The sequence below is a fragment of the Pyxidicoccus sp. M6 genome, assembly GCF_055568925.1.
In genome coordinates this window covers 7818462-7843002 of record NZ_CM145714.1, presented here as the reverse complement: position 1 = coordinate 7843002, position 24541 = coordinate 7818462, and the positions used below count along the sequence as shown (strand labels likewise).

The 24541-nt window shown below is 69.1% G+C and carries 22 protein-coding genes; 7 read left to right on the top strand and 15 right to left on the bottom strand.

Annotated features, from left to right (window positions below; translation table 11 throughout):
• Nucleotides 1-142: 142 nt before the first annotated feature.
• A complete protein-coding gene (locus ACVTJA_RS30830) occupies nt 143-1282 on the bottom strand; it encodes a nitroreductase family protein (protein ID WP_465825089.1) in 1140 nt (379 codons plus the stop codon).
• Nucleotides 1283-1342: 60 nt separating this feature from the next.
• The gene (locus ACVTJA_RS30825; protein WP_465825088.1) at nt 1343-1969 is read right to left on the bottom strand and encodes a TetR/AcrR family transcriptional regulator; all 627 of its coding nucleotides are present in this window, start codon (nt 1967-1969) and stop codon (nt 1343-1345) included.
• 452 nt (nt 1970-2421) lie between these two features.
• On the opposite strand from ACVTJA_RS30825, the gene ACVTJA_RS30820 reads away from it, so the two are divergent.
• Nucleotides 2422-3993, top strand: a complete 1572-nt coding sequence (locus tag ACVTJA_RS30820) for a CocE/NonD family hydrolase (RefSeq protein ID WP_465825087.1) — start codon at nt 2422-2424, stop codon at nt 3991-3993.
• A gap of 122 nt (nt 3994-4115) precedes the next feature.
• Here the strand turns inward: ACVTJA_RS30820 and ACVTJA_RS30815 are convergent, their stop codons facing one another.
• From ACVTJA_RS30815 to ACVTJA_RS30785, 7 genes are all read right to left on the bottom strand, one after another.
• Nucleotides 4116-5570, bottom strand: coding sequence for a hypothetical protein (locus tag ACVTJA_RS30815; protein WP_465825086.1), 1455 nt, complete (start codon nt 5568-5570; stop codon nt 4116-4118).
• A 119-nt stretch (nt 5571-5689) separates the two neighbouring features.
• Nucleotides 5690-6094 (bottom strand): hypothetical protein, encoded by a 405-nt coding sequence (locus tag ACVTJA_RS30810; protein ID WP_465825085.1) that lies wholly within the window; start codon nt 6092-6094, stop codon nt 5690-5692.
• 92 nt (nt 6095-6186) lie between these two features.
• Entirely contained in the window at nt 6187-6711 is a 525-nt protein-coding gene (locus tag ACVTJA_RS30805; RefSeq protein WP_465825084.1) for a CARDB domain-containing protein, read from the bottom strand.
• 162 nt (nt 6712-6873) lie between these two features.
• The gene (locus tag ACVTJA_RS30800; RefSeq protein ID WP_465825083.1) at nt 6874-7887 is read right to left on the bottom strand and encodes a HEAT repeat domain-containing protein; all 1014 of its coding nucleotides are present in this window, start codon (nt 7885-7887) and stop codon (nt 6874-6876) included.
• Nucleotides 7888-7889: 2 nt separating this feature from the next.
• Nucleotides 7890-8624: a hypothetical protein gene (locus ACVTJA_RS30795; protein WP_465825082.1), complete on the bottom strand. Its 735-nt coding sequence runs from the start codon at nt 8622-8624 to the stop codon at nt 7890-7892.
• A gap of 14 nt (nt 8625-8638) precedes the next feature.
• Nucleotides 8639-10006, bottom strand: a complete 1368-nt coding sequence (locus ACVTJA_RS30790) for a tetratricopeptide repeat protein (RefSeq protein ID WP_465825081.1) — start codon at nt 10004-10006, stop codon at nt 8639-8641.
• Nucleotides 10007-10268: 262 nt separating this feature from the next.
• Nucleotides 10269-11039, bottom strand: coding sequence for a zinc-dependent metalloprotease (locus ACVTJA_RS30785; RefSeq protein WP_465825080.1), 771 nt, complete (start codon nt 11037-11039; stop codon nt 10269-10271).
• A 237-nt stretch (nt 11040-11276) separates the two neighbouring features.
• On the opposite strand from ACVTJA_RS30785, the gene ACVTJA_RS30780 reads away from it, so the two are divergent.
• Nucleotides 11277-12287 carry a beta-propeller fold lactonase family protein gene (locus ACVTJA_RS30780; protein WP_465825079.1) on the top strand — a complete coding sequence of 337 codons (1011 nt, stop codon included), beginning with the start codon at nt 11277-11279 and terminating at the stop codon, nt 12285-12287.
• 51 nt (nt 12288-12338) lie between these two features.
• On the opposite strand, the gene ACVTJA_RS30775 is transcribed toward ACVTJA_RS30780, so the two are convergent.
• A complete protein-coding gene (locus ACVTJA_RS30775; RefSeq protein ID WP_465825078.1) occupies nt 12339-13013 on the bottom strand; it encodes a hypothetical protein in 675 nt (224 codons plus the stop codon).
• A gap of 101 nt (nt 13014-13114) precedes the next feature.
• Nucleotides 13115-13948 (bottom strand): class I SAM-dependent methyltransferase, encoded by an 834-nt coding sequence (locus ACVTJA_RS30770; RefSeq protein WP_465825077.1) that lies wholly within the window; start codon nt 13946-13948, stop codon nt 13115-13117.
• A gap of 167 nt (nt 13949-14115) precedes the next feature.
• On the opposite strand from ACVTJA_RS30770, the gene ACVTJA_RS30765 reads away from it, so the two are divergent.
• From ACVTJA_RS30765 to ACVTJA_RS30755, 3 genes are all read left to right on the top strand, one after another.
• Nucleotides 14116-14652: a DUF4833 domain-containing protein gene (locus ACVTJA_RS30765; protein WP_465825076.1), complete on the top strand. Its 537-nt coding sequence runs from the start codon at nt 14116-14118 to the stop codon at nt 14650-14652.
• Nucleotides 14653-14748: 96 nt separating this feature from the next.
• Nucleotides 14749-15129: a hypothetical protein gene (locus ACVTJA_RS30760; protein ID WP_465825075.1), complete on the top strand. Its 381-nt coding sequence runs from the start codon at nt 14749-14751 to the stop codon at nt 15127-15129.
• Between the two features lie 87 nt (nt 15130-15216).
• Entirely contained in the window at nt 15217-16320 is a 1104-nt protein-coding gene (locus tag ACVTJA_RS30755; RefSeq protein WP_465825074.1) for a citrate synthase, read from the top strand.
• 34 nt (nt 16321-16354) lie between these two features.
• On the opposite strand, the gene ACVTJA_RS30750 is transcribed toward ACVTJA_RS30755, so the two are convergent.
• From ACVTJA_RS30750 to ACVTJA_RS30735, 4 genes are read right to left on the bottom strand one after another with little or no spacing between them, the layout of a single operon-like run.
• Entirely contained in the window at nt 16355-17560 is a 1206-nt protein-coding gene (locus tag ACVTJA_RS30750) for an ABC transporter permease (RefSeq protein WP_465825073.1), read from the bottom strand.
• 18 nt (nt 17561-17578) lie between these two features.
• On the bottom strand, nt 17579-19183 hold the full coding sequence (locus ACVTJA_RS30745; RefSeq protein WP_465825072.1) for an efflux RND transporter periplasmic adaptor subunit: 1605 nt from the start codon (nt 19181-19183) through the stop codon (nt 17579-17581).
• 50 nt (nt 19184-19233) lie between these two features.
• A complete protein-coding gene (locus ACVTJA_RS30740; protein ID WP_465825071.1) occupies nt 19234-19992 on the bottom strand; it encodes an ABC transporter ATP-binding protein in 759 nt (252 codons plus the stop codon).
• On the bottom strand, nt 19989-21395 hold the full coding sequence (locus ACVTJA_RS30735; protein ID WP_465825070.1) for a TolC family protein: 1407 nt from the start codon (nt 21393-21395) through the stop codon (nt 19989-19991). Before ACVTJA_RS30735 ends, ACVTJA_RS30740 begins: the two co-directional genes overlap by 4 nt.
• Nucleotides 21396-21812: 417 nt before the next feature.
• On the opposite strand from ACVTJA_RS30735, the gene ACVTJA_RS30730 reads away from it, so the two are divergent.
• Together ACVTJA_RS30730 and ACVTJA_RS30725 are read left to right on the top strand one after the other, a co-directional pair.
• Entirely contained in the window at nt 21813-23093 is a 1281-nt protein-coding gene (locus ACVTJA_RS30730; RefSeq protein ID WP_465825069.1) for a sensor histidine kinase, read from the top strand.
• A 4-nt stretch (nt 23094-23097) separates the two neighbouring features.
• Complete coding sequence (locus ACVTJA_RS30725; protein ID WP_465825068.1) at nt 23098-24471, top strand: sigma-54-dependent transcriptional regulator; 1374 nt, start codon at nt 23098-23100, stop codon at nt 24469-24471.
• The last annotated feature ends 70 nt before the right edge of the window (nt 24472-24541 follow it).

The following is a 24541-nucleotide window of genomic DNA, read 5'->3' as shown; positions in this document are numbered from 1 at the left end:
GCACCCGGCGCTCGCGATGGAAAGCCAGACACCCTACCTCTCGGAGGGTATGGTGTCTGACCTGTCCCGGGTGGCATGCCACCCTGACGCTCGGTGCGGCGTGCCCGGGTTGATGCACTGGGAGGCGATGGTTCAGCCGGGCTCACACCCGGCGCACGCGCTCGGCGGCGTTGCGGCGCCTGGGAGCCGGCGGCATCCGCGAGGTCGGCACACCGGCTCGCGCGAAGAAGAAGCCGCGGCCGGGCGGCAGCCCCAGCTCCTCGATGAGCACCTTGCGGAGCTCCGGGTGCTGCACCATGACGCTGACCGGGTGCAATGCCAGTCCACGGGCCTCCAGGGCGAGCCACAGGGCCAGCAACCGCCCGCCGGCAGCCAGTTGCGCGGACTCCGAGGGCTCCTCCTCGTGGAAGTGGAGGTACAGCAGCATCCCCGAGCCCGCGACGGCCTTGCCGGACTGACGCGCGTTGCTACGCGCCAACCCAAGTGGCCCGAGCACGTGCATGGCCCCGGGTGACAGCACCCTCCGCAGCAGCGCCTGCTGCCACCCGGGCAGCGGCTTCGCCAGGGTGTGGGTGATGGGCAGGCCTGTCTCCGCTTCGCGGATGACCTCGGGGCTGAAGCGCATGTGCGCGTAGGTCTCGCGCCAGGCGGCCTCGTGGGTGAACTCGATGGTGCTGTACCGCCCCACCAGCTCGCCGGCCCGCGCCAGGAGGGGCCGGTCCGTGAGCGTCACCACTCCACACACCTCGCGCGCCTCCGGGAAGGCCCGCGACGCGGCCTCGCGCACTTCGGCCACTGCGTCGGGAGCAACGGGCTCGGGCCGATAGGCGGAGCGGTTCGTGCTTCGAGCCGCCAGCAGCGGAAGCTGCGCCGCCGCGCTGGAGTCCGTCGGGGAAGGCGTCAGGTGCAGCACGGCCAGCGGCTCCCACGGGCCCATCAGGCGCGCGATACCGGGAGGAACACCGCCGATGCGCCAGACGAAGCCGGCCCGGACGCCACGCGCCGCGAGGGCGATGACCAGGGCTTCGGTGTAGCTGCCACCGCTCACGAGCATCTCGGTACGGTGCGCCGGTAGCGCGGAGAGGCACCGCGCCGGGTCCAGCGCCACGGCCGCGTACACACCATCGCCGGTGGGAGCACCGGCTTCGACACAGGCGCGGCGGGCCTCGTCGCTCGTGAGGAGCACCAGCTCGCAAGGCTGGGCGTTGTGGGAGGAGGGTGAGCGCGCCGCATCACCAGCGGCCTCACGCAGGAGCTGCTCCAGGGAGGGCACATCCGTCATCGCGGCGCAGTCTGGCCGCGGCGCGACGGCCTTTCCAGCGCGACGACGTCCGGCTCCCCTTCATCCCTTCTGCCGCTTCGAGGCAATCGCCGGGCGCCTGGGAAGGTGGCGCAGTCCCATCCAGACGAGGGACGAGATGTGCGCGGCAACCTCCTCCACGGGAGGCTTGCGCACGCCCGTCCACCACTGGCCGACGAAGGTGACCATGCCAACGAGGGCATGGGCATAGAGCGGCGCCACCTTGGGGTCGTAGCCCGCGGACTTGAACGAGGTGAGGAAGATATGGCCGACGCGCTCCGCCAGGTCGTTGAGCAGCGATGACATCCCGCCGCGCGCCGAGGTCACCGGTGTGTCGTGAGCGAGGATGGCGAAGCCATCCGGGTGGTCCTTCACGTAGGTGAGGAATGCATTGACACCCTGCTCGACGCGATCTCGAGGAGTGCCCTCCGCGATGGCCTCCGCGATGCGCCGGACCACGTACTCCATCTCGCGGTCGACGATGACGGCGTAGAGGCCCTCCTTGCCGCCGAAGTGCTCGTAGATGACGGGCTTGGAGACCTTCGCCACCTCGGCAATCTCCTCGACGGAGGTTGCCTCGTAGCCACGGCGAGCAAAGACAGAGCGCCCGACGTCGATGAGCTGGGCTCGGCGGGCAGAGGCGGGGAGGCGCTGGGCGCGGCTGGTCATCGGCCGGCACTGTAGTACACGCCCCCAGCCTCACGACGCCGTTCCGCGGTGCGTCATGAGGCTCGGCCCAGGTGCGAATGGCTCTCTGAGTCACGAACCTACGCATACGTAGGCCCATCCCCATTCGAACCGCGACCCGCTCTTCCAGGACGTCCGTTCACCGGACGAAACACAGACGCCGACGCAGCATGTCATGGAATTCCGGTTTGACAACTTAACTACGTTTACGTAACTTTCGGCATCGTAGGTTCGAGGCGAGCTGGTGGCGTTGGATGGCTGGGAGCCGCCTCAGAAACCGACGCATCGCGGCGACGAGGGATGGGGACGGGGACGCGACGGCCGAGAGGCCCTGTCGCGAAGCGTCATCCACAAGCAGGCCGCGCTCATGGGCCAGGAGCGCCGAATCCGTCTGTCATTGCAGTACCCAATCCCCCACTCAGAGGAGGAGTACCTTGTCCTGGTTACGTGCAATCGCTGTGTCCGCGGTGTTGTCGCTGTCCATCGTCGCAACCCCCGCCGCTGCTGCATCGTCCTTCCGGAACATCGACATCACCACGCGTGACGCGGTGGTGCTGAAGGGCAACGTCTTCACGCCCGATGGGACGGGAAAGCGCCCCACCATCGTCTTCATCACCAGCTGGGCGCTGCCCAACATCGAGTACCTCGCGCAGGCGGCGCAGCTCGCGGATGCCGGATACGTCGTGGTCTCGTACACGCCGCGCGGCTTCTATACGTCGGGCGGCGGCATCGACACCGCGGGCCCCAAGGACATCGGCGACCTGACCGAGGTCATCAACTGGACGCTGGCCAACACGCCCGCGGAGCCGACGCGCATCGGCGTGGCGGGTGTCTCCTACGGCGCGGGCATGGCGCTGATTGGCGCGGCCTTCGACTCGCGCATCCGCGCCGTGGCCGCGCTGAGCGCCTGGACGGACCTCACGTACTCGCTGTTCGCCAACAACACGCGCCACCTGCAGAGCGCCGGGCTGCTGTGGCTGTCGGCGGAGCTGACGGGGACGCCGTCGGCGGAGCTGCGCCAGGCCCTCACGAACTTCCTCGCCAACCAGAACGTGGCTGACGTCATCGCGTACTCCCAGGTGCGTGGCGCCGCGACGTACGTGGACCGCATCAACGCCAACCGTCCCGCCATCCTCATCGGGAACGCCTATGGCGACAGCTTCTTCGCGCCCAACCAGCTCTCCGACTTCTTCACGAAGCTGTCGGGGCCGAAGCGCCTGGAGCTGCGCCCGGGTGACCACGCCATCCCCGAGCTGACCGGCATCCTCGGCCTGCCCAACGACGCCTGGACGAGCACGCGCCGCTGGTTCGACTACCACCTGCGCGGGGTGAACAATGGCATCGGCTCCGAGAACCCGGTGCAGCTCCAGATTCGCGGCCAGAGCACCTATGAGTCGTATGCGTCGTGGAGCGCCATCTCGAAGAGCACCGCGCGCTACAACCTGAGCGACGTGCACTGGTGGAGCAACGAGGGCGACCTCACGGCGGGCTCGCAGGCGGCCTGGAGCAAGACCATCATCGCGGGCGATGACACCGTCGCCAACGGCGGCATCGTGCTGCTGACGAACGGCGCGGAGGCCATCACCGGCGAGCCGCCCACGGCGTGGATTCCGGCGGTGGACCGCGACAACGCGAGCGTCTGGCAGACGGACTGGTTCTCCAGCCCGCAGCGCGTGCGTGGCATCGCGCACCTGCGCCTGACGCTCACGCCGAGCAACTCCGGCCAGACGACGATTGTGGCCTACCTCTACGACACGGACTGGAGTGGGACGGGCAGCCTCGTCACGCACATCCCCGTCACCCTCCGCGACGCCGTGGCCGGCCAGGCCCGCACGGTGGACGTGGACTTCCCGGCGACGGCCTATGACATCCCGAGCGGCCACCGCCTCTCGCTGGTCATCGACACCGTGGACCCGCTCTATGCGGACAAGGCGCCGGCCTTCTCGCTGGTGACGTTCTCCTCGCCGTCCAGCAGCCCGGCCTACGTGTCCCTGCCGCTGAAGTGACACGCGGTATGCCGTAGGGCGCATGAAGAAGCGGGCACGGCTTCGCGGCCGTGCCCCATTCCTCGCCTCTTGCGTTGCAAGTCCCGAGGAGCACGGCTCGAATGGGGAGGACCCTTGGGCCTTCAGGGACTCTCGTTCCGGCGCACCAGGCGGATGAACGCGGGCGCATCTCCGCCCAGCACGGACGCGAAGGTGCTCTCGAGCCCCTCGGCCTCGGGGTGGCCGTAGAGACAGCGCGACGCGGTCTCCAGGGTGGACGGGGCAGGGGCGCAGAAGGACTCGCGCCATGCACGCGCCAGCTCGGCGCCCAGATGCTCGGCGAGCATCCCGGCCTGGGCGGAGAACCAGTCTTCGGGAGAGGGAAACTTCGGACGCTGGGGAGCGACCTTGGAGGGCTCGTGCCGCACGTCGTGCGAGTCTTCCTTCGCGCTCAGCGCGTCCTCGACCTGGGTCGCCACCCGGAGGTCTCCCGTCATCCGGACGGCCATGGCCGTGCGGTAGTCGGCGGAGACCTCGTTGGCCTCGTAGAGGAAGAGGCGCTGCTCCGGGCGGTAGCGAGTGACGGGGCGGGTAACGGGGCGGTGCTCGGTGCGGTACTTCGTCACCGGGTGCGAGCGCATCTCCGTTCGATACTTCGTCACCATGCGGGTGCGCGTCTCGCTGCGGTGGCGCGTGACGGTGCGGTGCCCCGTGCATGTCCGGTAGCTCGTGCCGGAGCCGCAGCTATACGTGTACGACTCCGAGGCGGTGTAGGGCACCTGCACCGTGTACGACTCCGAGGCGGTGTAGGGCACCTGCTCGGAGCGGAGCTCCGTCGTGGTGTAGGGCACCTGGTGGGACTCCATGACGTGCTCGAAGTCGGTGTAGGGGATCTGCTCGGTCCAGGGCACCTCCCGCCGCACGGCATGCGTCTTCACCTGCGCGGAGAAGCTGCCGGACAGGTCCGCCACCGCGACCTTCGCGCCGGGGGCGTACCAGACGCTGGTCTCGAAGGCCCGGGTGAGCGCGGAGGCCAGGGCCGTGGCGTGGGGCTCCTTCTCCACGCCAGTAACGCCGCCGGAGAACGCCAGGCGGCCATACACGTTCGGAAGCTCGGGGGCTGGGGGAGGCTCGGCTCCGAAGTGCGTGCAGTAGCTCCGGACGAGGTGGCTCCAGTAGGGGGCCGCGGTCTCGGCGGAGGCCAGCCGCGAGCAGCCCTCCTGGCCCGAGCGCTGGATGGAGGCGGTCAGCGCGTCGCGCGTCCCGGTGAGCAGCGAGCGTTCGAGCAACGGCGCATGGTTTTGCATCAACGCCTGTGCGCCCAGCGGCTCGCGGGCTTCCAGGCGGCGGCCCACCTCCGTGCGAAGGTGCTGCTCCACCCAGGCGGCCTCACGCGCCACGGCGGCCCGCGCTTCGGCCTGGCTGTGCGGCGCCCACACGTCGCTCCGGGAGAGGAGCAGGTCGGCCGCGCCGAGCGCTTCGGAGATCCGGCCGCTCGCGCGGAGGTTCTGCACGATGCCGGCCTGCTTCAGCAGGGCCTGGGAGCGTGCCGTGTCCCGGCGCAGCAGGAGCTCCTTCTGCTCCGGGTGCTCCGCCACGAGGGCATCGTACGCCTCGGCCGAGGCCTCATATTCGCCGCGGGCGAAGAGGTCGCCAGCGAGGGTTCGAGGAGTGGCACATCCCACGAAGGCGATGGCCAGACAGAGAAGCGTGGGTCTTATCGGGTGCATGGGCGTGGATGAACAGTAGAACGCACAGATGCCGTTTTGTTGGGCGAGGGTAGGGCGCTCTTGTTGTCGGACCTACGTATGGAACCCTGACACTCCATGGCAGATGCAACGGCGATTTGACGTCTCTTCCCTGGCGTCTCGCGGGCCTGGGCGATGACGTTGAACAACACCGCGAACGCCAGGGCCCAGATAAGGACGAACAGGGCCCCTTCGAGCATGAAGCCAGCGCCGAAGAGCCAGAGCAGGCTCAGGTACACCAGGCACGCGAGCCCCCAGGCGCACAGCGCATGCCAGGGATGCTCCCTGAGCAGCAGCATGGGGATGCCAAAGCTCACGCAGGCGAGCGCCGCCTGGCCCCACATGTGACTGTCGCGGCGCGGGTTGTCATTCATGGGCTGGACCGCTCCGGGCTCCTGGGGACACAGGAGCCCGGCAGGCTGCTGCCTACGACCGGCGCAGCGGAGCCCGGTGACTCAATGACTGCTCACAAGAACTGGCAGTAGCCCGTCGCGGAGTTGTTGGTCTCGCTGCGCTCCGTCACGACGTTGCCGTAGTCGGTGTCGTACTGGAAGTCGCAGTAGGGGTCCCAGCAGCCCTGGGGGATGTAGACCCAGTGGTAGCGAGTCCCGTTCGGCGCGAGGCTCGGCGTCGCCTCCATCGACTCCGAGTAACCGGTCGCCCAGGTGAAGCGCACGCGCGTCGTCGAAGCAGGCGCCGTCTCGTCACCGACGTTCTTCACGAGCACCCCGAGCAGCGGCTGGTTGTTGGCCCAGGAGATGACGCAGTACGGGTTGCCCGCCGACGAGTTGATGGGACGCAGGTCGGCCATGGGAATCGGGTCCACCGGCTCCGGACGCGGGTCGCACTCGTAGCAGAGCGCCGCCTCGCTTTCCGCGAGCGGTTCGCCCTCGGCATCGACAGGGCCCATGTTGCAGCCGGACATCGCGAGCGCGCCGAGAACCACCAGGGCAGGGCGCAGGTTTCCCAGCCAGACGTTTCTGACAGTCATTGTGAATCCCCCTCTGAGGGAATGCTGGCCCCTGCGGCGGCGACTTGTAGACCACCTCGAGGGGCCGGGCAATGCCTGTCATGCTTTTGCGTGTGTCAAAACTGCGCTGACCCAGCAGTTGACCTTGAGGAGCCCTGCGCGGAGGGCTCCTCCAGACCAGCGCTACTGCCCGGGGGGAGGCGTGATGAAACTGACGCCCGCCTTCCCGAGAGCGAGGTCCTTGTACACGACGGCCAGGCGCACGGGCTTGCCATTCCGTTTTGCCTTCTCCGCCACGAAGACGCGCACGGAGCCGAACTGCTCGGGGTTGTCGAACGCCGACATGAAGGCTTCCATGTCGAACGGCGCGAACTCCATGAACCTGCGCTGCATCTCGGCGGCGGCCTCCTGGGGCGACTTGCCCGCCTGCATCGCGGCCATCATCGCCTCCTGCGCCTCCTGCTGGACCTTCAGCACCTCCTCCATCTGCTTCGCGTCCATCTGCTCGCCTTCCTTCCCCTGGCGGGCGAGCTCCTTCTGCTCGAACTGCTTCAGCGTCAGCGCGGCCCCGAAGCGGCCCGAGTAGAAGGCGCTCACCTTGTCCAGGGACTCGCCCGTGACGAAGTCGGCGCGCCCCTGCGCGGGGACACTGGCGAAGTAGAGAAAGCTCGCGCCCGGCGGGAGCGGCACCCCGAGCGTCTTCTCCGTGGGAGCTGTGTCCGGCGTGGTGCCCTCGCCCTGGTCGCTCCGCGCGCGGTCCAGCAGGGCGCGGGCCTTCTCATCCGAGCTGGACCCCAGCGCCCGCAGCGCCGCGTGCCGCACCTTGGGCACGGGGTGGTTGAGCAGCTCCGTCAGCAGCGGCGTGTCCTTCGCATCCGGCTCCAGGTTGCCCAGCGCGGCGGCCGCGGCGGCCTGCAGCACGGGGAAGGGAAGCGCGGCGGCGGTGCGGGCCAGCGGCTTGTATTTCGGGTCGCCGCTCTCGGCGACGCGCAGCAATTGGTGCTCGCTGAAGGCGGCATAGCCCTGCATCGCCTCGGTGCACTCCTTCGTGCCCGGCTTCGCGCACGCGGCCTCCAGCGCCGCCGTGTCCCCGGCGCTCGGGCCCGTGGGCACGAAGATGACGAACCCACTGTTGGCCCGCGCAGCGGGAGCGGCCAGGAGCGACAGCATTCCCAGACTCATCAGAAGGGTCTTCATCTTCATCTCCCCGACCTCGCCTGGATGGCGCGCATGAGCTCGAGGCCGTTGTGCAGCCCCTGGGCATCCTTGTCAGAGGCCTCCTGCCTGCAGGACTGCCGCGTGCACGCCGCCTGGAGCGACTTGCGCAGCTTGTGCAGGTATTCGATCTCCACGTCGTAGGCCTCCACCTCCTGGGTGGCCTGCAGCGTCGTCGTGTGCTGCGTGTCCTTCTTCTGTCCCTTGCACTGGTCCTGATGCTTGTGCTCGTGCAGCTCGGTCGCGGCGCTGAGCTGCGTGCACAGGGAAAGCTCCTTGAACAGCTCCATCTGCGTGTTGCTCAGGGCGCACGTCTTCATGTTCGTCTGGACGCTGATGTTGTAAGCGAGCTTCGTCTTCCCATCGATGATGACGGTCTCCACGCCCCAGCCCGCATTGATGAGTCTGCGGTACAGCATCGCGTCATTTGGATTTCTCGGGTCGGGCAGATGCGTCTGGCACTGAGGCAGGTGCCCGGTGGCGGCGGAGGTCTCGTTTCCGAGCCGGCTCCGCTCCGTGGCCACCGCTCTCTCGTAGGCATCCTGGGTGAGGTTCTTCGTGGTCTTCAGCCTGGCGTAGAGCTTGCGCATTCCCTCCGCGAAGCTGATGGCCGATTCCACGCACGGGAGCTGGCAGCAGGTGTTGCACTCCGCGGCCCGGGCCACTCCCGGTTCCACGAGGAGCAGCGCCAGCAGCACCGTCCCAAGCCAGTGGCTCATCCTTCTCCAATCCCTCATTCCGTCAGCTCCCTGTTGTCCAGCGAAGTGGCGCCGCGGCGAATTCGCAGCGCGGTGAGTCCGCACCGGGCCGAGGTGTTCCACGGCTCCAGGTCCAATGCGTTGGAGAGGGCGCGCTCGGCGTCATCGAGCCGCTCCTCCGCGAGATAGGCCATGCCCAGGTTCGTGTGCGCGCGGGCCCGGCGAGGTGCCTTCCTCACCGCGTCCTCCCACAGCGCCACAGGAGACTGGTAGAGCGCGGAGCGCGCTTCGGTGAGCGTCGCGAGCGACACAGTCACCGCGAGCACGCAGCACCAGGCGGTGGCGCGAAGAGGCACGGGCCGGAGGCGCAGCAGCACGAGGCCAGCGAGTAGGGCCGGCGCGATGGACGCCAGGTACAGCGGCCGGATGCCCACCGGGTCCAGACGCCAGAGGAACGAGTTGGCGGGCGCGAGCGTGAGCAGCACCCAGCCCAGCGCGAACGCGAGGTGGGGCGCCCGGCGGCGACCGAGGAGCGCGACGAGCCCCATCGCGACGAGGACCGCCGCGCGCCACAGCGTCGGCGTGGCCAGCCAGCCCCACTCGCGGGGCCGGGCCGGGTCGATGCTCAGCTCCCACGGCGCAGCCCAGAGGCGGAGCATTGCGGACAGGGCGTGGACGTTGCCGCGAAGCGCCTCGAAGGGCTCCCGCGTGGCGACGCTGAAGGCGACCAGTTCCCGGTGCCTCTGCAGCAGGAAGACGAGCAGCGCCGAGGCGAGCGTCCCAATCCAGACAGGTGCCGCGCGTTTCAGCACGTCGCGCCACGGATCGCGAGGCCCGAGGGTGGCCTGCCACCACGCGAGCAGCAACGGGAGCACCAGCGCCGTCTCCCGAGCCAGGGGCGCCAGCAGCGCGAGCACGGCGCCACCCACCGCGCCCGCCGCGCGAGGAGGCCGGGTGCCCGTGACGGACCCCAGCGCCCCCAGGAGCAGCACCGTGGACAGGCCCATGGAGCGGCCGGAGATGGGAATCACGGTGTCGCACGCCAGCGGGTGCAGCGCCCAGAGCGCCGCGCCCGCGAGGGCGGGCAGGGTGGTGTCTCGCGCCTCCGGGCGGTGCGCGGAGAGCCAGCGCCGCAAGAGGAGGAAGACGAGCGTGGTGGTGACGAGGTGCAGGCCCAGGTTCACCACGCGATGGGCCGGAGCCTCCGGACCATGCAGCGCCACGCCGAGCGCGTAGCTCGCCTTGAGCAGCGGGCGGACGGTGCGCGCGAGGTGCGAGGCAAAGCCCGTGGGAGTGGCCACGGGGTTGTGCTCGACGTCCACCGTGTCATCGAAGATGAAGCCCGCGGGGAGGGCCGTGGCGAGCACCGTGCCGGTGAGCGCCAGGACGCCGACGAGCGCCACGCCGCGGAGCCATGCTCCACGCGTGCCTCCGGCCGTGCTCCACCCCTGACTGCTCAAGACGCCCCGCTGACTCAGCCCCTGCGGTCACTCTAGTTCAGGAACGAGAGGGCCGGAATGGTGGGGCCCTGAGTCGGAAACGACTTCCGTCCTGGAGGAGCAGAGAGTTGGTGCACACCCACGGGCCTGCATGCCCGGGATGACGATGTCCGCGAGGCTCGAGCCCCCGAGTCATGAGCGGACCCGGGGGCTGTCGCGCCGTCTCTCAGTAGAGGTAGTCGAGCGCGGTGCGGTCGGAGCTGCTCCACTCGCCGCTCTCGTTCGAGCGGAAGCAGGAGTTCATGACGGAGCCACCGGAGGTGGCCGTGGTCGGCGTCCCGGGGATGTGGATGGCGCCCACGTTGGACGCGCCCTCGTTGGTGGCGGCACCGCCGCAGCTGATGCTGCGGTCGTAGTAGTCCGTGTGGCGGAAGCCGATGGTGTGGCCAATCTCGTGCGTGATGACGTGCTCGTTCACGTCAACGCTGTAGCTCTGCAGGCCGGTGCCGATGTTGATGGTGCCGTAGGGCTTGCCGCCCTTGGGGAAGCCCGAGGAGCCGCCAACGCCGCTCGTGGTCCGCGCGCTGATGGTCGCGGTGCAGTCGGACGCCGAGCCACGCGCGAAGGTGATGCGGAGCCCCTGGCTGTTGTAGTTCTCGATGGCCAGGTCGAGGCCCTCGCTCAGGCGGCTGTAGCTGTTGAACTGGGACGTGGGGACGATGCAGATCTTCGTCACGCTGGTGCCGACGAGGTTGGTCGTCCGGTACTGCTCCTTCGTCTGCGTGCCGGACTCGACAATCTCGCGGGACGCCTCAAGCGTCACATGAGCGTCACGGCCCACGTACACCTTGCCGTCGACCTCCATGATGTCGTTCGCCGGGAAGCCGGCCTCGACCAGGTTGGAGACGATCTCCTCGTTCTCGCTCTGCGCTTCGGTACCGCAGCCCGCCAGCAACGCACCACAGCTCACCGCGAGGATTGCCGCTCTCTTGAACATGCTGGTTGCCCCTCTTGTCCTACCCCCCGGTCCCAACATGGGAACGCCGGGGTGGACTACGGGGTTTCTACAACAGTCTCAATAGTGAAATCTAATAAAATGAGTAAAGACCGTTAACTGCGCTTAATTCTCCAGTGCGGAAACACCTGTCGACGCGCCGCAATGTCTCACAATGTCTCACCCCACTGAACGCTCGAGGAGTCCAGGTTGATTGGTGCACTTGTTTCTTCTGTTGCGATGGGCGTCTTGCTTCTCGCCGCGCCCGGAGGGGCCGCGCAGCCGACGCCGAAGCGCGCACTGCTCATCGTCTCGAAGACCGACCATGTGCTGACGATTGTGGACCCATCGACGCTGAAGGTCCTCGCACGCGCTCCCGTGGGTGAGGATCCGCATGAGGTGGTCGCGTCCGCGGATGGGCGAACGGCCTACGTCTCCAACACGGGAGGCGGCGGCTTACACGAGCTCTCCGTCATCGACCTCGTCGCGCAGAAGGCGCTCCCCAGCGTGGATACCGCACCGCTGCTCGGGCCCCACGGCCTGGTCTTCGTGGGCGGAAGACTGTGGTTCACGGCACAGGGCTCGAAAGCCATTGCACGCTATGACCCGGCGGCGGGCAGGGTGGACTGGCTCATGGGCACCGGCCAGGACCGGACGCACATGCTCCACGTCACCGCGGACGAGAAGAAGGTCTACACCACGAACGTGGACTCCGGGACGGTCAGCGTCTTGGAGAACGTCCTGCTCCAGCCGACGGTGCCTCCGACGGGAGTCCTGCCTCCCGGGGCGAAGCCTCGCATGGACTGGGTGCAGACCGTGATTCCGCTGGCCCAGGGCGTCGAGGGATTCGATGTCTCACCGGACGGGCGGGAACTCTGGACGGCGACTCCGGAGGGAAGGCTCTTCGTCGTCGACTTCGCGGCGAAGAAGTTGGTGGCCACCGTGGATGCGAAGCTCCCCGGTGCCCACCGACTGAAGTTCACTCCGGATGGCAAACGCGTGCTGGTGGTGAGCGTGCGCACCGGCGACCTGGCCATCTTCGACGCCGGCACGCGCAAGGAAATCAAGCGGCTGAACATCGGCCACGGCGCGGCCATGTTGATGGACGCCGAGGGAGCTCGTGCGTTCGTTTCGTGCACTCCCGACAACTACGTCGCCGTCATCGACCTCAAGAAGCTGGAGATGACTGGCAAGCTCGACGTGGGTGGACGGCCGGACGGGCTGGCCTGGGCGGTCCGGCGCCAGGAATAGGCGTGTTCCTCTCTGAGTGGACGCGTGGCTCAGCCCGAGACGTGAGCGGAGCTACGGCGCAACCTGGCAGGAAGCCGAACCGACACTCCCGGGTCCGAGCAGATTGATGGAGCGGAGCGCGAAGTCGGTCGCTCCAATCGCACTTCCCGTTTGAAGGATGAGCGCAATGAAGTCGATGTCAGTGCGGTCTGCTTCGGGAATCAGGAACTTGCTGAGCAGAAAGTCGACGCAGAAGGGACGAGGCACGGGTGTGGTGTTGATGCCGCTCGAATAGTACCGAGCCCCCCCAGCGGAATAGAGGACGATGTTGAAGTTTTCCGACACATCGGCTCCATCGAACCAGACCCTGATTCGGTCGTAGGTGCGCGTATCAAGATTGAGCGGAGCCTGATTGCCTGAAGCGTTCCAGCCGTAAGACAACTGGAGACGGTGATTCACCTGAAAGCCAGTCTCCAGAATCAGCGGCCCACCCGGTGGAATATAGAGTGACGCGGGACGCTGATGCTGGGGAAGCTTGGGGACCGCGAGGACGTAGGTGCCTCGGGCTCCGCCAAGCATGTTTCCACTCGAATAGTGCAGGTCTGGGGACCCAGCGTAGGCGTCCACCTGATACGAACCGGTGGTGAAGTCATCAATCAGGAGTGATTGCGCGAGCACCTGAGCGGGTGCGAGCACGATGGCAGCGATTCCAACGCACAGTCCGACAACAAGCTTCTGTGTGTGCATTTGCTCCTCCCTGACGATTTGGGAAATGCAATCTAGTTACCGCGAGTGCTGGAATGCAAGGACTCGGAGTGGGCTCCTTTTCGAGGACATCGAGGGAGCCGTCACGCGGGCTCGCGCTCCAGCACCCAGACGCCGTAGGTGAGCTTCCCGATGAGCAGGTAGATGTTCCATTGATAGTAGGCGGAGAGGATGTCGAACCCGCCCGCTCCCAGCTGGGAGGCCACGCGAGACGGCGCCCGCAGCATCTTCGCGTAACGCATCACGTCTCGCGCCACGCCGTCATCCAGTGCCTCCAGAAACGGCGAGCCCTCGTCGGTCGTCGTCCCGTACTCCGCGACTCGCAGCCCGGCGAGGCGGAACGCGCTCTCCATGCGCTCCTTCGACAGGGTGTCGGGGTTGATGCCGATGAAGTGGGGGACTCTCGCCGCCTCTCGGGGCTCCAGCAGGTCCGTCCCCACCGCGCTGCAGTTCATCATGAAGCCACCCGGCTTCAGGACGCGGGCGCACTCCGCGATGGCGCCCTCGATGTCCGCGACGTGGTTGAACATGTCGAGGCACCAGACGAAGTCCGCCGACGCATCCGGTAGGGGAAGCCGCCCGATGTTTCCCTGCTTCAGCGTCACGCGTCCCTCCAACGACTCCGCCCGGGCCCGCTCGGAGGCAAGCTCCAGGTTCTGTTCGAGCGGGTCCACGCCGATGACGCCGCAGCCCAATCTCCGCGCCAACTCCAGGGACTGCTTCCCCTTGCCGCAGCCCACGTCCACGAGCACCGAGCCCGTGCCCACTCCGTGCCGCGCTGGAATCTCATACAGGAACTCCGAGGCGGGGCGGCCCCCGGGGGCCTCGTCCAGGAAGGCCTTGGACGCCTCATCCGCCGCGAGGAATGGCCAGAGGAATCGGTAGAACGCCTCGATGCGCTCTTCGAGCTCACGCATGACTCCATTCTAGCCAGGCCGTCGGGACCCGGGCCGGCAGGGGCAGGACAGGGGGCGCCCGCCCCATGTGCGGGGTCGAGTGACAGTTCCTGGGGCCTGGGGTGTTCGTCATTCCGGTATGGCCCCGCGGGCGACCGCCGCCACTCCGCCATCAAAGGGACACCTACATGCTTTCGAAGATCGGGCTCAGGACTCTCGCCGCCGTCGCGGTGGCGGCCGTCGCGTCCCTGGCCTCCGCGGCCGAGGCGACCCTCCCGTCGCCGTCCGCCTTCTTCCTGTCCCGCAGCGAGAACCGGAACCAGGTCCACTACGCCCTGCGCCTGGACGAGGCCTGCCGCCCCGTGGGGACGCGTCCCGTGCAGGTGTACTGGCGGATGTTGGAGCGCGGAGAGTCGGAGGTGGAGGACCTGCTGGGAGTCGAACAACCCGTGTACGGGCTGGAGGATGCGCAGCCGGTCGACGCCACCGAGGATGGCTGGCGGGTGCGGGTGCGCCTGCGGGCCTTTCCCTCGCGCCCCATCGACATCACCACCGCGCGGGTCGATGGCGAGTGCCAGGTCCAGGCCTGGACGAAGCTGGGCAACAGCGTCTCCCGGCTGGAGCACGTCTTCGTGAAGACGTCCTGGCCCTTCTCGGTCGACTTCGTGCGGCTGGATGGCGTGGGGCCGGAAGGACAGCCAGTCCATGAGCTCATCCGCCAGTGAGGTGTGATGCCTAACACTCATACAGGTGCAACTCCGTGGCGAAACGAGCGCAGGTTGTGATTCGATGCCGCTCAACCCCTCAAGGAGAGACACGCCATGAAGAGCTTCCTGGGTGTGCTGACGGTGCTCGTCGTCCCGGTGCTGGTGGCCTGTGGTGGAGTGGAACCTGTCGAGGCGCCGGAGCTGGCGCAGGAGTCGAGCGCCCTCGTCACGTGCTCACAGACCTGTCCGAATGGCTCGACGGTGTCTTGTGAGGGGAATACCTGTTCGGTGCAGGCGGACTCCGTCGAGTGCGATGGCTTCTACACGATCTGTGTCCCGTCCATCCCCCTCTGTGGGCTGAATAATCGCTGCAGCAAGCTCGCGGGGACCCCGTGTTCGCCCGTTGGTGGGTCGCGGAGCTGCTGTCTGCCGGGCCACCCCAATCCCAACTGCTTCTGCACGTCACTGGGGGTCTGGGCCTGCAGCGCGTTGTGACGCCCTCGCGGCGCACACATGTCGATTGTCGAATCGCGTTTCCAGGCTCGTGGCCGGCGCTAATTCTTGTGCCGGAGGAACCCGAGCATGGGCACGACAGAGGCAACACTACAGGCAGGGCTTGAAGGGGTCGTCGTCGCGGAGACACGGCTGAGCGAGGTGGATGGCGAGCGCGGGCGGCTCGTGATCGCCGGGAGCGATGTGGAGTCGCTCGCGGGTGCCGTCTCGTTCGAGGAGGTGTGCGCGAGGCTCTGGGCGCCGTACGCCCAGCAGCCGCTGCCCTCCTCGCTCCAGGCCGCCCTCGGGGAGGCGCGCGTGCGGGCGTTCGGCCTGCTGGAGGGGCTGGGCAATGCGCTCTCGGCCGAGGATGGAATGGACGCGCTCCGGGCCGCGATGGCCCATGTCCCCATTTCGCAGGGCAACGAGCAGGAGACGTTCCTCCTGCTGACAGGCGCCGCCGCGGTGTTCACGGGCGCGTGGGCCCGGCGCAGGCGTGGGCTGGCACCCGTGCGGCCGGAGCCCAAGCTGTCCCATGCCGCGGACCTGCTGCGCATGGCCACCGGAGAGCACCAGCCCGAGCGCGCCGCCGGGCTCGATGCGTACCTGGTCACCGTCTCCGATCATGGCTTGAATGCCTCCACGTTCACCGCGCGCGTCATCACCTCGACAGGCTCGGATGCGGTGTCCGCCACGGTGGGCGCCATCGGCGCGCTCAAGGGTCCGCTCCATGGTGGGGCGCCAGGGCCCGTGCTGGACATGCTCGACGCCATCGCCCGACCGGAGAACGCGGCGTCGTGGCTGGAAGGGGAGCTGAAGGCCGGCCGCCGCATCATGGGCATGGGCCATCGCATCTACCGCGTGCGAGATCCTCGCGCCGCCGTGCTGGAGCGTGCCATCGAGCGACTGGAGCGCGGCGGGCTGCGGACCGACCGGCTCGCGCTGGCTCGTGCGGTGGAGCGCGCCGCCGAGGAGCTGCTCCGTCAGCGCTACCCGGATCGCCCGCTGCGCGCCAACGTGGAGTTCTACACGGCCGTGCTGCTCGACGCGGTGGGACTCGATCGGACGCTGTTCTCCACGGCCTTCGCCTGTGGCCGCGTCGCGGGCTGGCTCGGGCACGTCGCCGAGCAGCGAGCCACCGGCAAGCTCATCCGGCCCGCCTCCCGCTACGTGGGGACGATGCCGAAGGAGTAGGCAGGGGAGGCGGGCCAGCCGCTCACCGCGTGTCTCACTCGTACCGCAGCGACTCGATGGGAGCGAGGCTCGCGGCGCGGCGTGCCGGCCAGATGCCGAAGAACACGCCCACCGACGCGGAGAAGGCGATGGCCACGACGATGGCCTCGGGCGCCACCACCACGCTCCAGCCCGCCACCTTCTGCAGCACCGCGGCGCCGCCCATTCCCAACAGCAATCCGAGCGTTCCTCCCGCGAGGCACAGCACCAGGGACTCCACGAGGAACTGGAGCAGGATGTCCATGCCCGTGGCGCCCAATGCCTTGCGCAGACCAATCTCTCGCGTCCGCTCCGTCACCGACACCAACATGATGTTCATGATGCCGATGCCTCCCACCAGCAGGGAGATGGCCGCGATTCCCGCCAGCAGCAGGGAGAACGTCTGCGTCGTCTCCTGCATGGTGGTGAGCAACGAGGCCTGGTCGCGGATGTTGAAGTCGGCCTGCGCCTCGGGACGCAGCCGGTGCTCGCGCCGGAGCGTCGTGTCAATCTCAACCATCGCGTCGTCCATGGACTTGTCGTCCACTGCCTGCACCGCGATGGAGCGGATGCGGTCGCTGCCAATCACCCGGAACTGCGCCGTGGCCATGGGGATGTAGAGGCTCTCGTCCGGGTTGTTGAAGCCCTGAGCGCCCTTCTCCGCCAGCACTCCGATGACCTCGAAGGGGATGCCTCGGATGCGGAGGGTCTCACCCACCAGCGACGTCGAGTCCTTCAGGCCGAGCTGCGCTCCCGCGAGCGCTCCCATCACCACCACGCGCCGGCGGCCCCGGTCCTCCGCGTCCGTGAAGAGACGGCCCGCCACCACCTTGCCCTGGTTGATGGTGAAGTAGTCCGGCCAGGTGCCCACGACGGACAGGTTCGCGTTGCCGGCGCCGTACTCCACCTGGAAGCGCGACTCGATTTCCGGAGCGACCGCCGCGATGTGCTTCGGGTTCTCCCGCAGCGCCTCGGCGTCCTCGATGGACATGGACGCCTGTCCACGGCCGAGGCCACCCTGGAAGGCCTGGCCGGGACGCACCGTGAGGACGTTGGTGCCGAGCGTCTGGAGCCGCTGCGCCACCGAGCGCTGCGCGCCTTCGCCCAGCGCCACCATGGTGATGACCGCGGCGATGCCGATGACGATGCCCAGCATCGTCAGCAGGGAGCGGAGCTTGTTGGCGAGGACCGCGTCGAACGCGACCCGGATGATTTCTCCCATGACCTGACCTCCTCGTGCCTACCGCGCTCCGCCACCCGCGCGCGGGCCCGCTCCGCCCGCGCCCGGAATCATGCCGCCGGTCATCTGGCGCATCCGCTCGGTGCTCCGCTGCTGCTGCGCCTTGAGCTGCGCCACGGAGATGAGCAGCACCTTCTCACCGGGCTCCAGCCCGCTGACCACCTCCGAGTTCTCCCAGTCACTCATCCCGAGCACCACGCGCCGAGGCTCCGTTCCCTTCGCGCCCTGCACGAAGACGATGCCCGGCCGCGTGTCGCCCGTGGGCTGACGGCCATCTCGCGAGCCCCGGCCACCGCGGCCTCCGCTCCAAGAACCCTGGCCCGAAGCAGGCACCGCGTTGGCGCCCGGCGCGCCGTTGGCACCCGTGTTGGCATCCGCCGCCGCGCCGTGGGCACCAGCCGCACCGCCCGTGGTGGAGGTGGTCGTCGCGCCGCCCGCCGCGCCCGCGCCACCCATCGGGCCTCCTCGCCCCGCGCCCGGAGCACCCGCCGTGCTCTCATCACCCGGGCCGCGCGCGCCGTCGCTCCGCGCGACAGTCCCGTTGCCTTCCGCACCCGCGCCGGGGCCGCGCCCACTTCCCTCCGCGCCCGCGCCAGGAGCACCACCCGGCGGACGCATCACCGCGCGCACTGCGTCCTCGGAGACGCCCACCGCCGCCGCGGCGGACCGCGCATCGCGCATGCTCGCCACCGCCGCGTTCGGCACCGTCACCGCGTCACGCCGCTTCGAAATCTCGACCGACACCTCCGCGTTCATGCCCGGCCGCAGCAGGCCCTCGGCGTTGTCCATCCGGATGATGACCGGGAAGAGGGTGACGTTCTGTTCCACCAGGGCCTGCGGCTCCACCTTGACGACGTCGCCCATGAAGACGCGGCCCGGGTAGGCCTCCATCGTCACGCGGGCCTTCTGGCCGGGCTTGATCTGCCCCACGTCCGTCTCGTCCACCTTGGCGCGAACCTGCATCACCGACAGGTCCGCCATCTTGAACAGCGTCGTACCGCCCGACACGTTCGACGTCGCCGAGGCGATGATGTTGCCGGGCTGCGCCGTCCGCTCCAGCAGCGTGCCGGCAATCGGCGCGCGAATCGTGACGTCCCGGCTGCGCTCCTTCGCGAGCTGCAGGTTCGTCTCCGCCCGCACCTTCGACGCCCGCGCCGTCGCGGACGCGTCCACCGCGGCCTCGTACTCCTGCTGCGTCACGTAGCCGGACTTGCGCAGCTCCTCCAGCCGCACCCGCTGCGCCTCCGTGGTGTTCAGCTTCACCCGCGCCGACTCCACGTCCGCCTGCGCCTGGGACAGCGCGTTCTGCACGTCGCGCGGGTCCACCTCGGCGAGCAGCGCGTCCTTCTCCACCTTGTCGCCGGTGTCGAAGTGCACACGCAGCACCTCGCCCGAGGCCTTCGACTTCACCTCCACCACTCGCAGGGGCTCCACCAGGCCGGCGGCCTCGGCGACCACCTCCATGTCCTGCCGCTGCACCACCGCCACCGACGTGGACTGCTCCTGCGTCTGCGGCTCGGCGCTGCGCGTCTTGATGGCGTAGCCCCCCGCACCGAGCAGGAGCGCCGCAGCGCCCGTGATGACCCACTTCTTCGTCTTGCTCACGACGTCCTCCAAGGTCCATGTCGCCGCACACCCAATGGGCGCGGCGCTGCTCAGTCCCGCTTCCGCTCGTCCCGCTCGATGACGCCGTCCTTCAGGAACAGCACCCGCTGCGCATACGCGGCGATGTCCGCCTCGTGCGTGACGAGCATCAACGTCTGGCCCTGCGAATGCAGCTCGCCGAAGAGGGCCATGATTTCTTCACCGGTCTTGCTGTCGAGCGCGCCCGTGGGCTCGTCCGCCAGCAGCAGCGCCGGGTGCGTCACCAGCGCGCGGGCAATGGCCACGCGCTGGCGCTGACCACCGGACAGCTCATTGGGCTTGTGGTCCTTGCGCGAGCCCAGGCCCACCTTGTCCAGCATCGCCGCCGCGCGCTCGCGCCGTTCCTTCTTCGGCACGCGCGCGTAGATGAGCGGCAGCGCCACGTTGTCCAACGCCGACGCGCGGGGCAGCAGGTTGAAGCTCTGGAAGACGAAGCCCAGCTCGCGGTTGCGGATGCGCGCCAGCTGCGTCTCCGACATGCCCGCCACCGGCTGGCCGTTGAGCCAGTACTGCCCGTCGCTCGGCACGTCCAGGCAGCCGATGAGGTTCATGAACGTCGACTTGCCCGAGCCGGACGGGCCCATGACGGCCACGTACTCGTTGCGGCGGATGGTGACGTCCACGCCGCGCAGCGCGCGCACCACCTCCGCGCCCATCTTGTAGTCCTTGCGCAGGCCCTCGACGCGGATGACCACGTCCGAGATGTCCCGCCCGCCCGCGGGCACCGGGCCCGTGGCGGCTTGCGGCTGTGTGTTCGTGGAGGGATTCACAGCGGCCTCCCGGCCAGCGCCTCCAGCTCGGCGCGGGCAATCTGGTAGTCGAAGCGGGCGGCCACCAGGTCGATCTGCGCCTGGACGAGGCTCTCCTGCGACGTCAGCAGCTCCAGGATGGTGGTGGCACCCAGGCGATAGCGCTCCGTCTGCACCTTGACGTCCTCCTCGGCCACCTCGACGGACTGCTTCGCGAAGGTGATGCGCTCCTCCGTGAGGCGCAGCTGGCTCAGCGACTGTCCCACGCCCGAGCTCACCGAGCGCCGCGTGTCCGCGAGCTGCGTCTGCGACACCGACGCCGCCGTCCTCGCGCGCACCACGCGCTCCTCGCGGAGGAAGCCGTCGAAGATGGGGTAGGAGAGGCCCAGCCGCACGGACCAGCTCGTGTTGCCACCCGTGAAGGCCGGGTCGTCGTTGAACCAGTTGTAGCCCGCGGACAGGCCAATCTTGGGGAGGTACTCGGACTTCGCCGCGCCCACGCCCGCCTCCGAGGCGCGCAGGTCCGCCTCCGCCGCGAGCACCGCCGGCGCCCGCGCCACGATTTCATTCACCAGCGCCTCTTCCGTGAGCGCCAGCGGCTTCGGCTCCAGGTTGTCGAGCGGCTTCGCGTCCACCGGGCCGTCCTCGCCGATGAGCCGCCCCAGCCCCAGCGACGCCGACGTGCGCTGCGTCTGGGCGGTGAGCAGCGCCTCGCGCGCCGTGGTCAGCTCGAGCTTCGAGCGCAGCACGTCCGAGCGCGTCGCCGAGCCCACCGACAGCCGCCGCTCCGCGGCCTCCGCGTTCTGCTTCGCCCGCTCGATTCGCGAGAGCGCCACCTCTTCCAGGCCCTGTGCGCGGAGCACCTCGTAGAAGGAGCGCTCCACGTCGAGAATCGCGGTGGCGCGCTGAGACGTGAGCTGCGCCTCGGCCGCGCTCGACTGGGCCTTGGTCTGACGGCGGTTGGCGCTCCGCTGGAAGCCCGTGAAGACGTCCCAGCTGGCCGACAGGCCCGCGCTGTACGTGTCATTGGAGCCCGACGACACCGCGCCCGTCTCCGGGTCCAACCGCTGACTGCTGGCGAGCGAGCCGCTCGCGCTGGCGGAGAGGTTCGGCAGGTAGGCACCGAAGGCGCTGCGCTCGGCGGCCTGGGACGTCGTCACGGTGCCCGCGGCCTGGGCCACCTGGGGATTCGTCCGGAGGGCCCGCGTAATCGCCTCTTCGAGGGTGACACTCACCGCGGGGCGCCGGGGCGGCGCCTCCTCGGGGCGCTGTGACTGCGACGCGGCCGGGGCCGCTTCCTGCGCCAGCACTACGCCCGGCGCCGACACCAGCCCGAGGAATCCCAGGGCCAGGGCCGTCATCCGATGGGGCCGCTTCTTGGACCACGCTGTCTGGGGCGTCTTCATCGCGCCAGGGGATTGCATTCGCCTTGCCAGCTTTCAAGTCCTTGAAACGACGGCTGAAATCACAGCAACTGTTGCCAAAAGCGCAGTCTGACTGCGGATTCCGCATGCCCGGCCGGCAGCTTCCTGCCGCACCGTGACACGGCGTCCCTCGGGGGTGCGAGGGCAGGGCGCCTGGGCCTCCTGATTGCAGTGGAACCCATGGCGAAGAGGACGCACGGGCCCCCCCATGCCTGTCCGTCCTCCCAGCATGCGGCCTTGGCCGCGCTCCATTCCCCTGGGGGAGGTACCCATGACGTTGGAGACAGCCGAGCAGGTTGGTGCCCGAGGGACAGGGCGGCCGGCTGGAAGGGAGTGCGGATTCCGCACTCCGCATGCAGAGTTCGCAGTGTGGAAGGCAAGCCCCTGGAGTTGGAGTCCTCGCAGCGGAGGCCGGCGATGAGCGCCACGTCCTGGTGGCGCCGCGGCCCGCGCATGTTGTGGGTAGCGGCGGTGCTGATGTGCGGGGTGCTGCTGTCCGCCGCGCTGTTCATCCGCAGCTCGGCGATGGAGTCGTCGTCGCTGGTGACGCGCGGCATGGCCAACGTGCTGATGCTCGCGGGGGTGGAGGCCTTCCGCGACTCGGTCGGCGTCCCGAGCCAGGAGGTACTCGACGGCTTCCTGGCATCCCACCGGGAGGGCGGCCTGCGCTACGTGGCCATCGTCCAGGACGGCAAGGTGCTGGTGTCGTCCGGCGAGGGCTCCGTCGGAGACATCATCCTCCAGCAGGACGGCCCGCAGTTGAGGATGGAGGGAAGCCGCGCCCAGCTCATGCACCGGTTGCGGCGCCCCCGTCCCCCGGCCGCCGCTGGCGAGGCCCCGGTGGTGACTCCTCCGCCGGAGCAGCAGGACCCGCGGAAGACGCTGCGCATCGCCTATGACTTCGAGCCGCTCAACGCGCAGGAGCTGGAGTCGCGCGCGCAGCGGCTGCTCATCGTGGCCATGGTGTCGTGCGTGGGCATCCTCGCGCTGGCCCATGCCTTCTCCCGCGCGCAGGCCCAGCGCGAGGCGATGGCGGAGGAGCTGGAGCGCGGGCGCCGGCTCGCGGCCCTCGGCACCATGTCCGCGGTGCTCGCGCACGAGCTGCGCAACCCGCTCGCCTCGCTCAAGGGCCATGCGCAGTTGCTGGCGGAGCGGGTGGAGCGCGACGAGGCGTTGCGTCCCAAGGTGGACCGCGTGGTGAACGAGGCCGTGCGGCTGGAGCAGCTCCTGAACGACTTGCTCAACTTCGTGCGCAGCGGAGAGCTGAGGCGTGCGGACGCGGACCCGAACGACGTCCTCCGCGCGGCGGTGGAGGCCACCGGCGAGAAGAGCGTGGAGGCCCACTACCTGCCGTCGAGCACACACTGGCCGCTCGACGCGGGGCGCCTGCAGCAGGCGCTGGAGAACGTGCTGCGCAACGCCGTGCAGGCCAGCCCCGAGGGCCAGCGCGTGGAGGCCCGCATCGCACAGGAGGGAAAGTCGCTCGTGTTCACGGTGAAGGACCACGGCCCGGGTATTCCCCCGGGCGACGAGGAGCGCATCTTCGAGCCGTTCGTCACGGGACGCCTGCGGGGCGTGGGGCTCGGGCTCGCCGTCACCCGCCGCATCGTCGAGCTGCACGGCGGCACGGTGAGCGCACGCACGCACGCACGCGGGGGCGCGGAGTTCCGCCTCACCGTTCCGTCCCGGGGGAGCTGAAGCCATGGCGCGAATCCTGGTGGCGGATGACGAAGAGGGCGTGCGCACGTTCCTCGCCGAGGCGCTGGAGTTCGAGGGCCACGCGGTGACGACGGCCGCCGACGGCGACGAGGCGGCGCGGCTGCTCGCGAAGCAGGGCGTGGACCTGCTGCTGACGGACTTGAAGATGCCGGGCATGGACGGCCTGACGCTGCTGCGCAAGGTACGCGAGGAGCAGCCGGACGTGGAGGTCATCGTCCTCACCGCCGTGGGCTCGGTGGAGAGCGCGGTGGCGGCGATGAAGGCCGGCGCCTTCGAGTACCTCACCAAGCCGGTGAGCAGTCCGGCCGAGCTGCGGCTCACGGTGGCGCGCGCGCTGGAGCGGCGCTCGCTGCTCAACTTCAAGGCGGAGGCTCGGCACTCGGCCAGCGAGGTGGTGTTGAGCTGGGGCGCGCCGTCCATGGCCCCGGTGGTGGAGGCCCTGCGCAAGGTGGCACCCACGCAGGCCACGGTGCTGCTGGTGGGCGAGAGCGGCACCGGCAAGGAGGTGGCCGCGCGGGCCCTGCACCAGCAGAGCGAGCGCGCCGACGGGCCCTTCGTGGCGGTCAACTGCGCGGCGCTCACCGAGACGCTGCTGGAGAGCGAGCTGTTCGGCCACGAGAAGGGCGCCTTCACCGGCGCGGTGGCCCAGCGGCGCGGGCGCATCGAGCTGGCCCAGGGCGGCACCTTCTTCCTCGACGAGGTGGGCGAGCTGAAGGCGGAGCTTCAGGCGAAGCTCCTGCGCGTGTTGCAGGAGCGGCGCTTCGAGCGCGTGGGCGGTACGCGGACGCTGGAGGCCGACGTGCGCTGGGTGGCGGCGACCAACCGCGACCTGCGGGCGATGATGGCGCGCGGTGAGTTCCGCGAGGACCTCTACCACCGCCTCGCCGTGTTCCCCATCCGCCTGCCCTCGCTGCGCGAGCGGCGCGAGGACCTGAAGCCCCTGTCGGAGCTGCTGCTCAAGCGCATCGGCGAGGAGCTGGGGCGCCCGGGGCTGCGGCTGTCGCCCGAGGCCGCCTCGCGCCTGGAGGACTTCTCGTGGCCGGGCAACGTGCGCGAGCTGCGCAACGCGCTCGAGCGCGCCGCCATCCTCGCGGACGGGCCGGTGGTGGAGCCGCGGCACCTGTGGCTGGACCCCACCGGGCCGGTGGACGCCGCGAGCAATGCGGCCGGCTCTGGTGCTCCAGCGACGCCCGCCGAGGGAGCGCGGGTGCCGGACACGACGCTGGAGGAATTGGAGCGGATGGCGATTGAGCAGGCCATCGCGGCGGAGGGTGGCAACCGCAAGCGTGCCGCCCAGCGGCTGGGCATCGGCCTGCGGACGCTCTACGACAAGCTGCGGCGCTACGGCATGCAGTGAGCGCCAAGAACGACGGGCCATCTCCCGAAGAGGGATGCCGCCCGCCGCTCGTCTCTGACTCGAGGCCGCG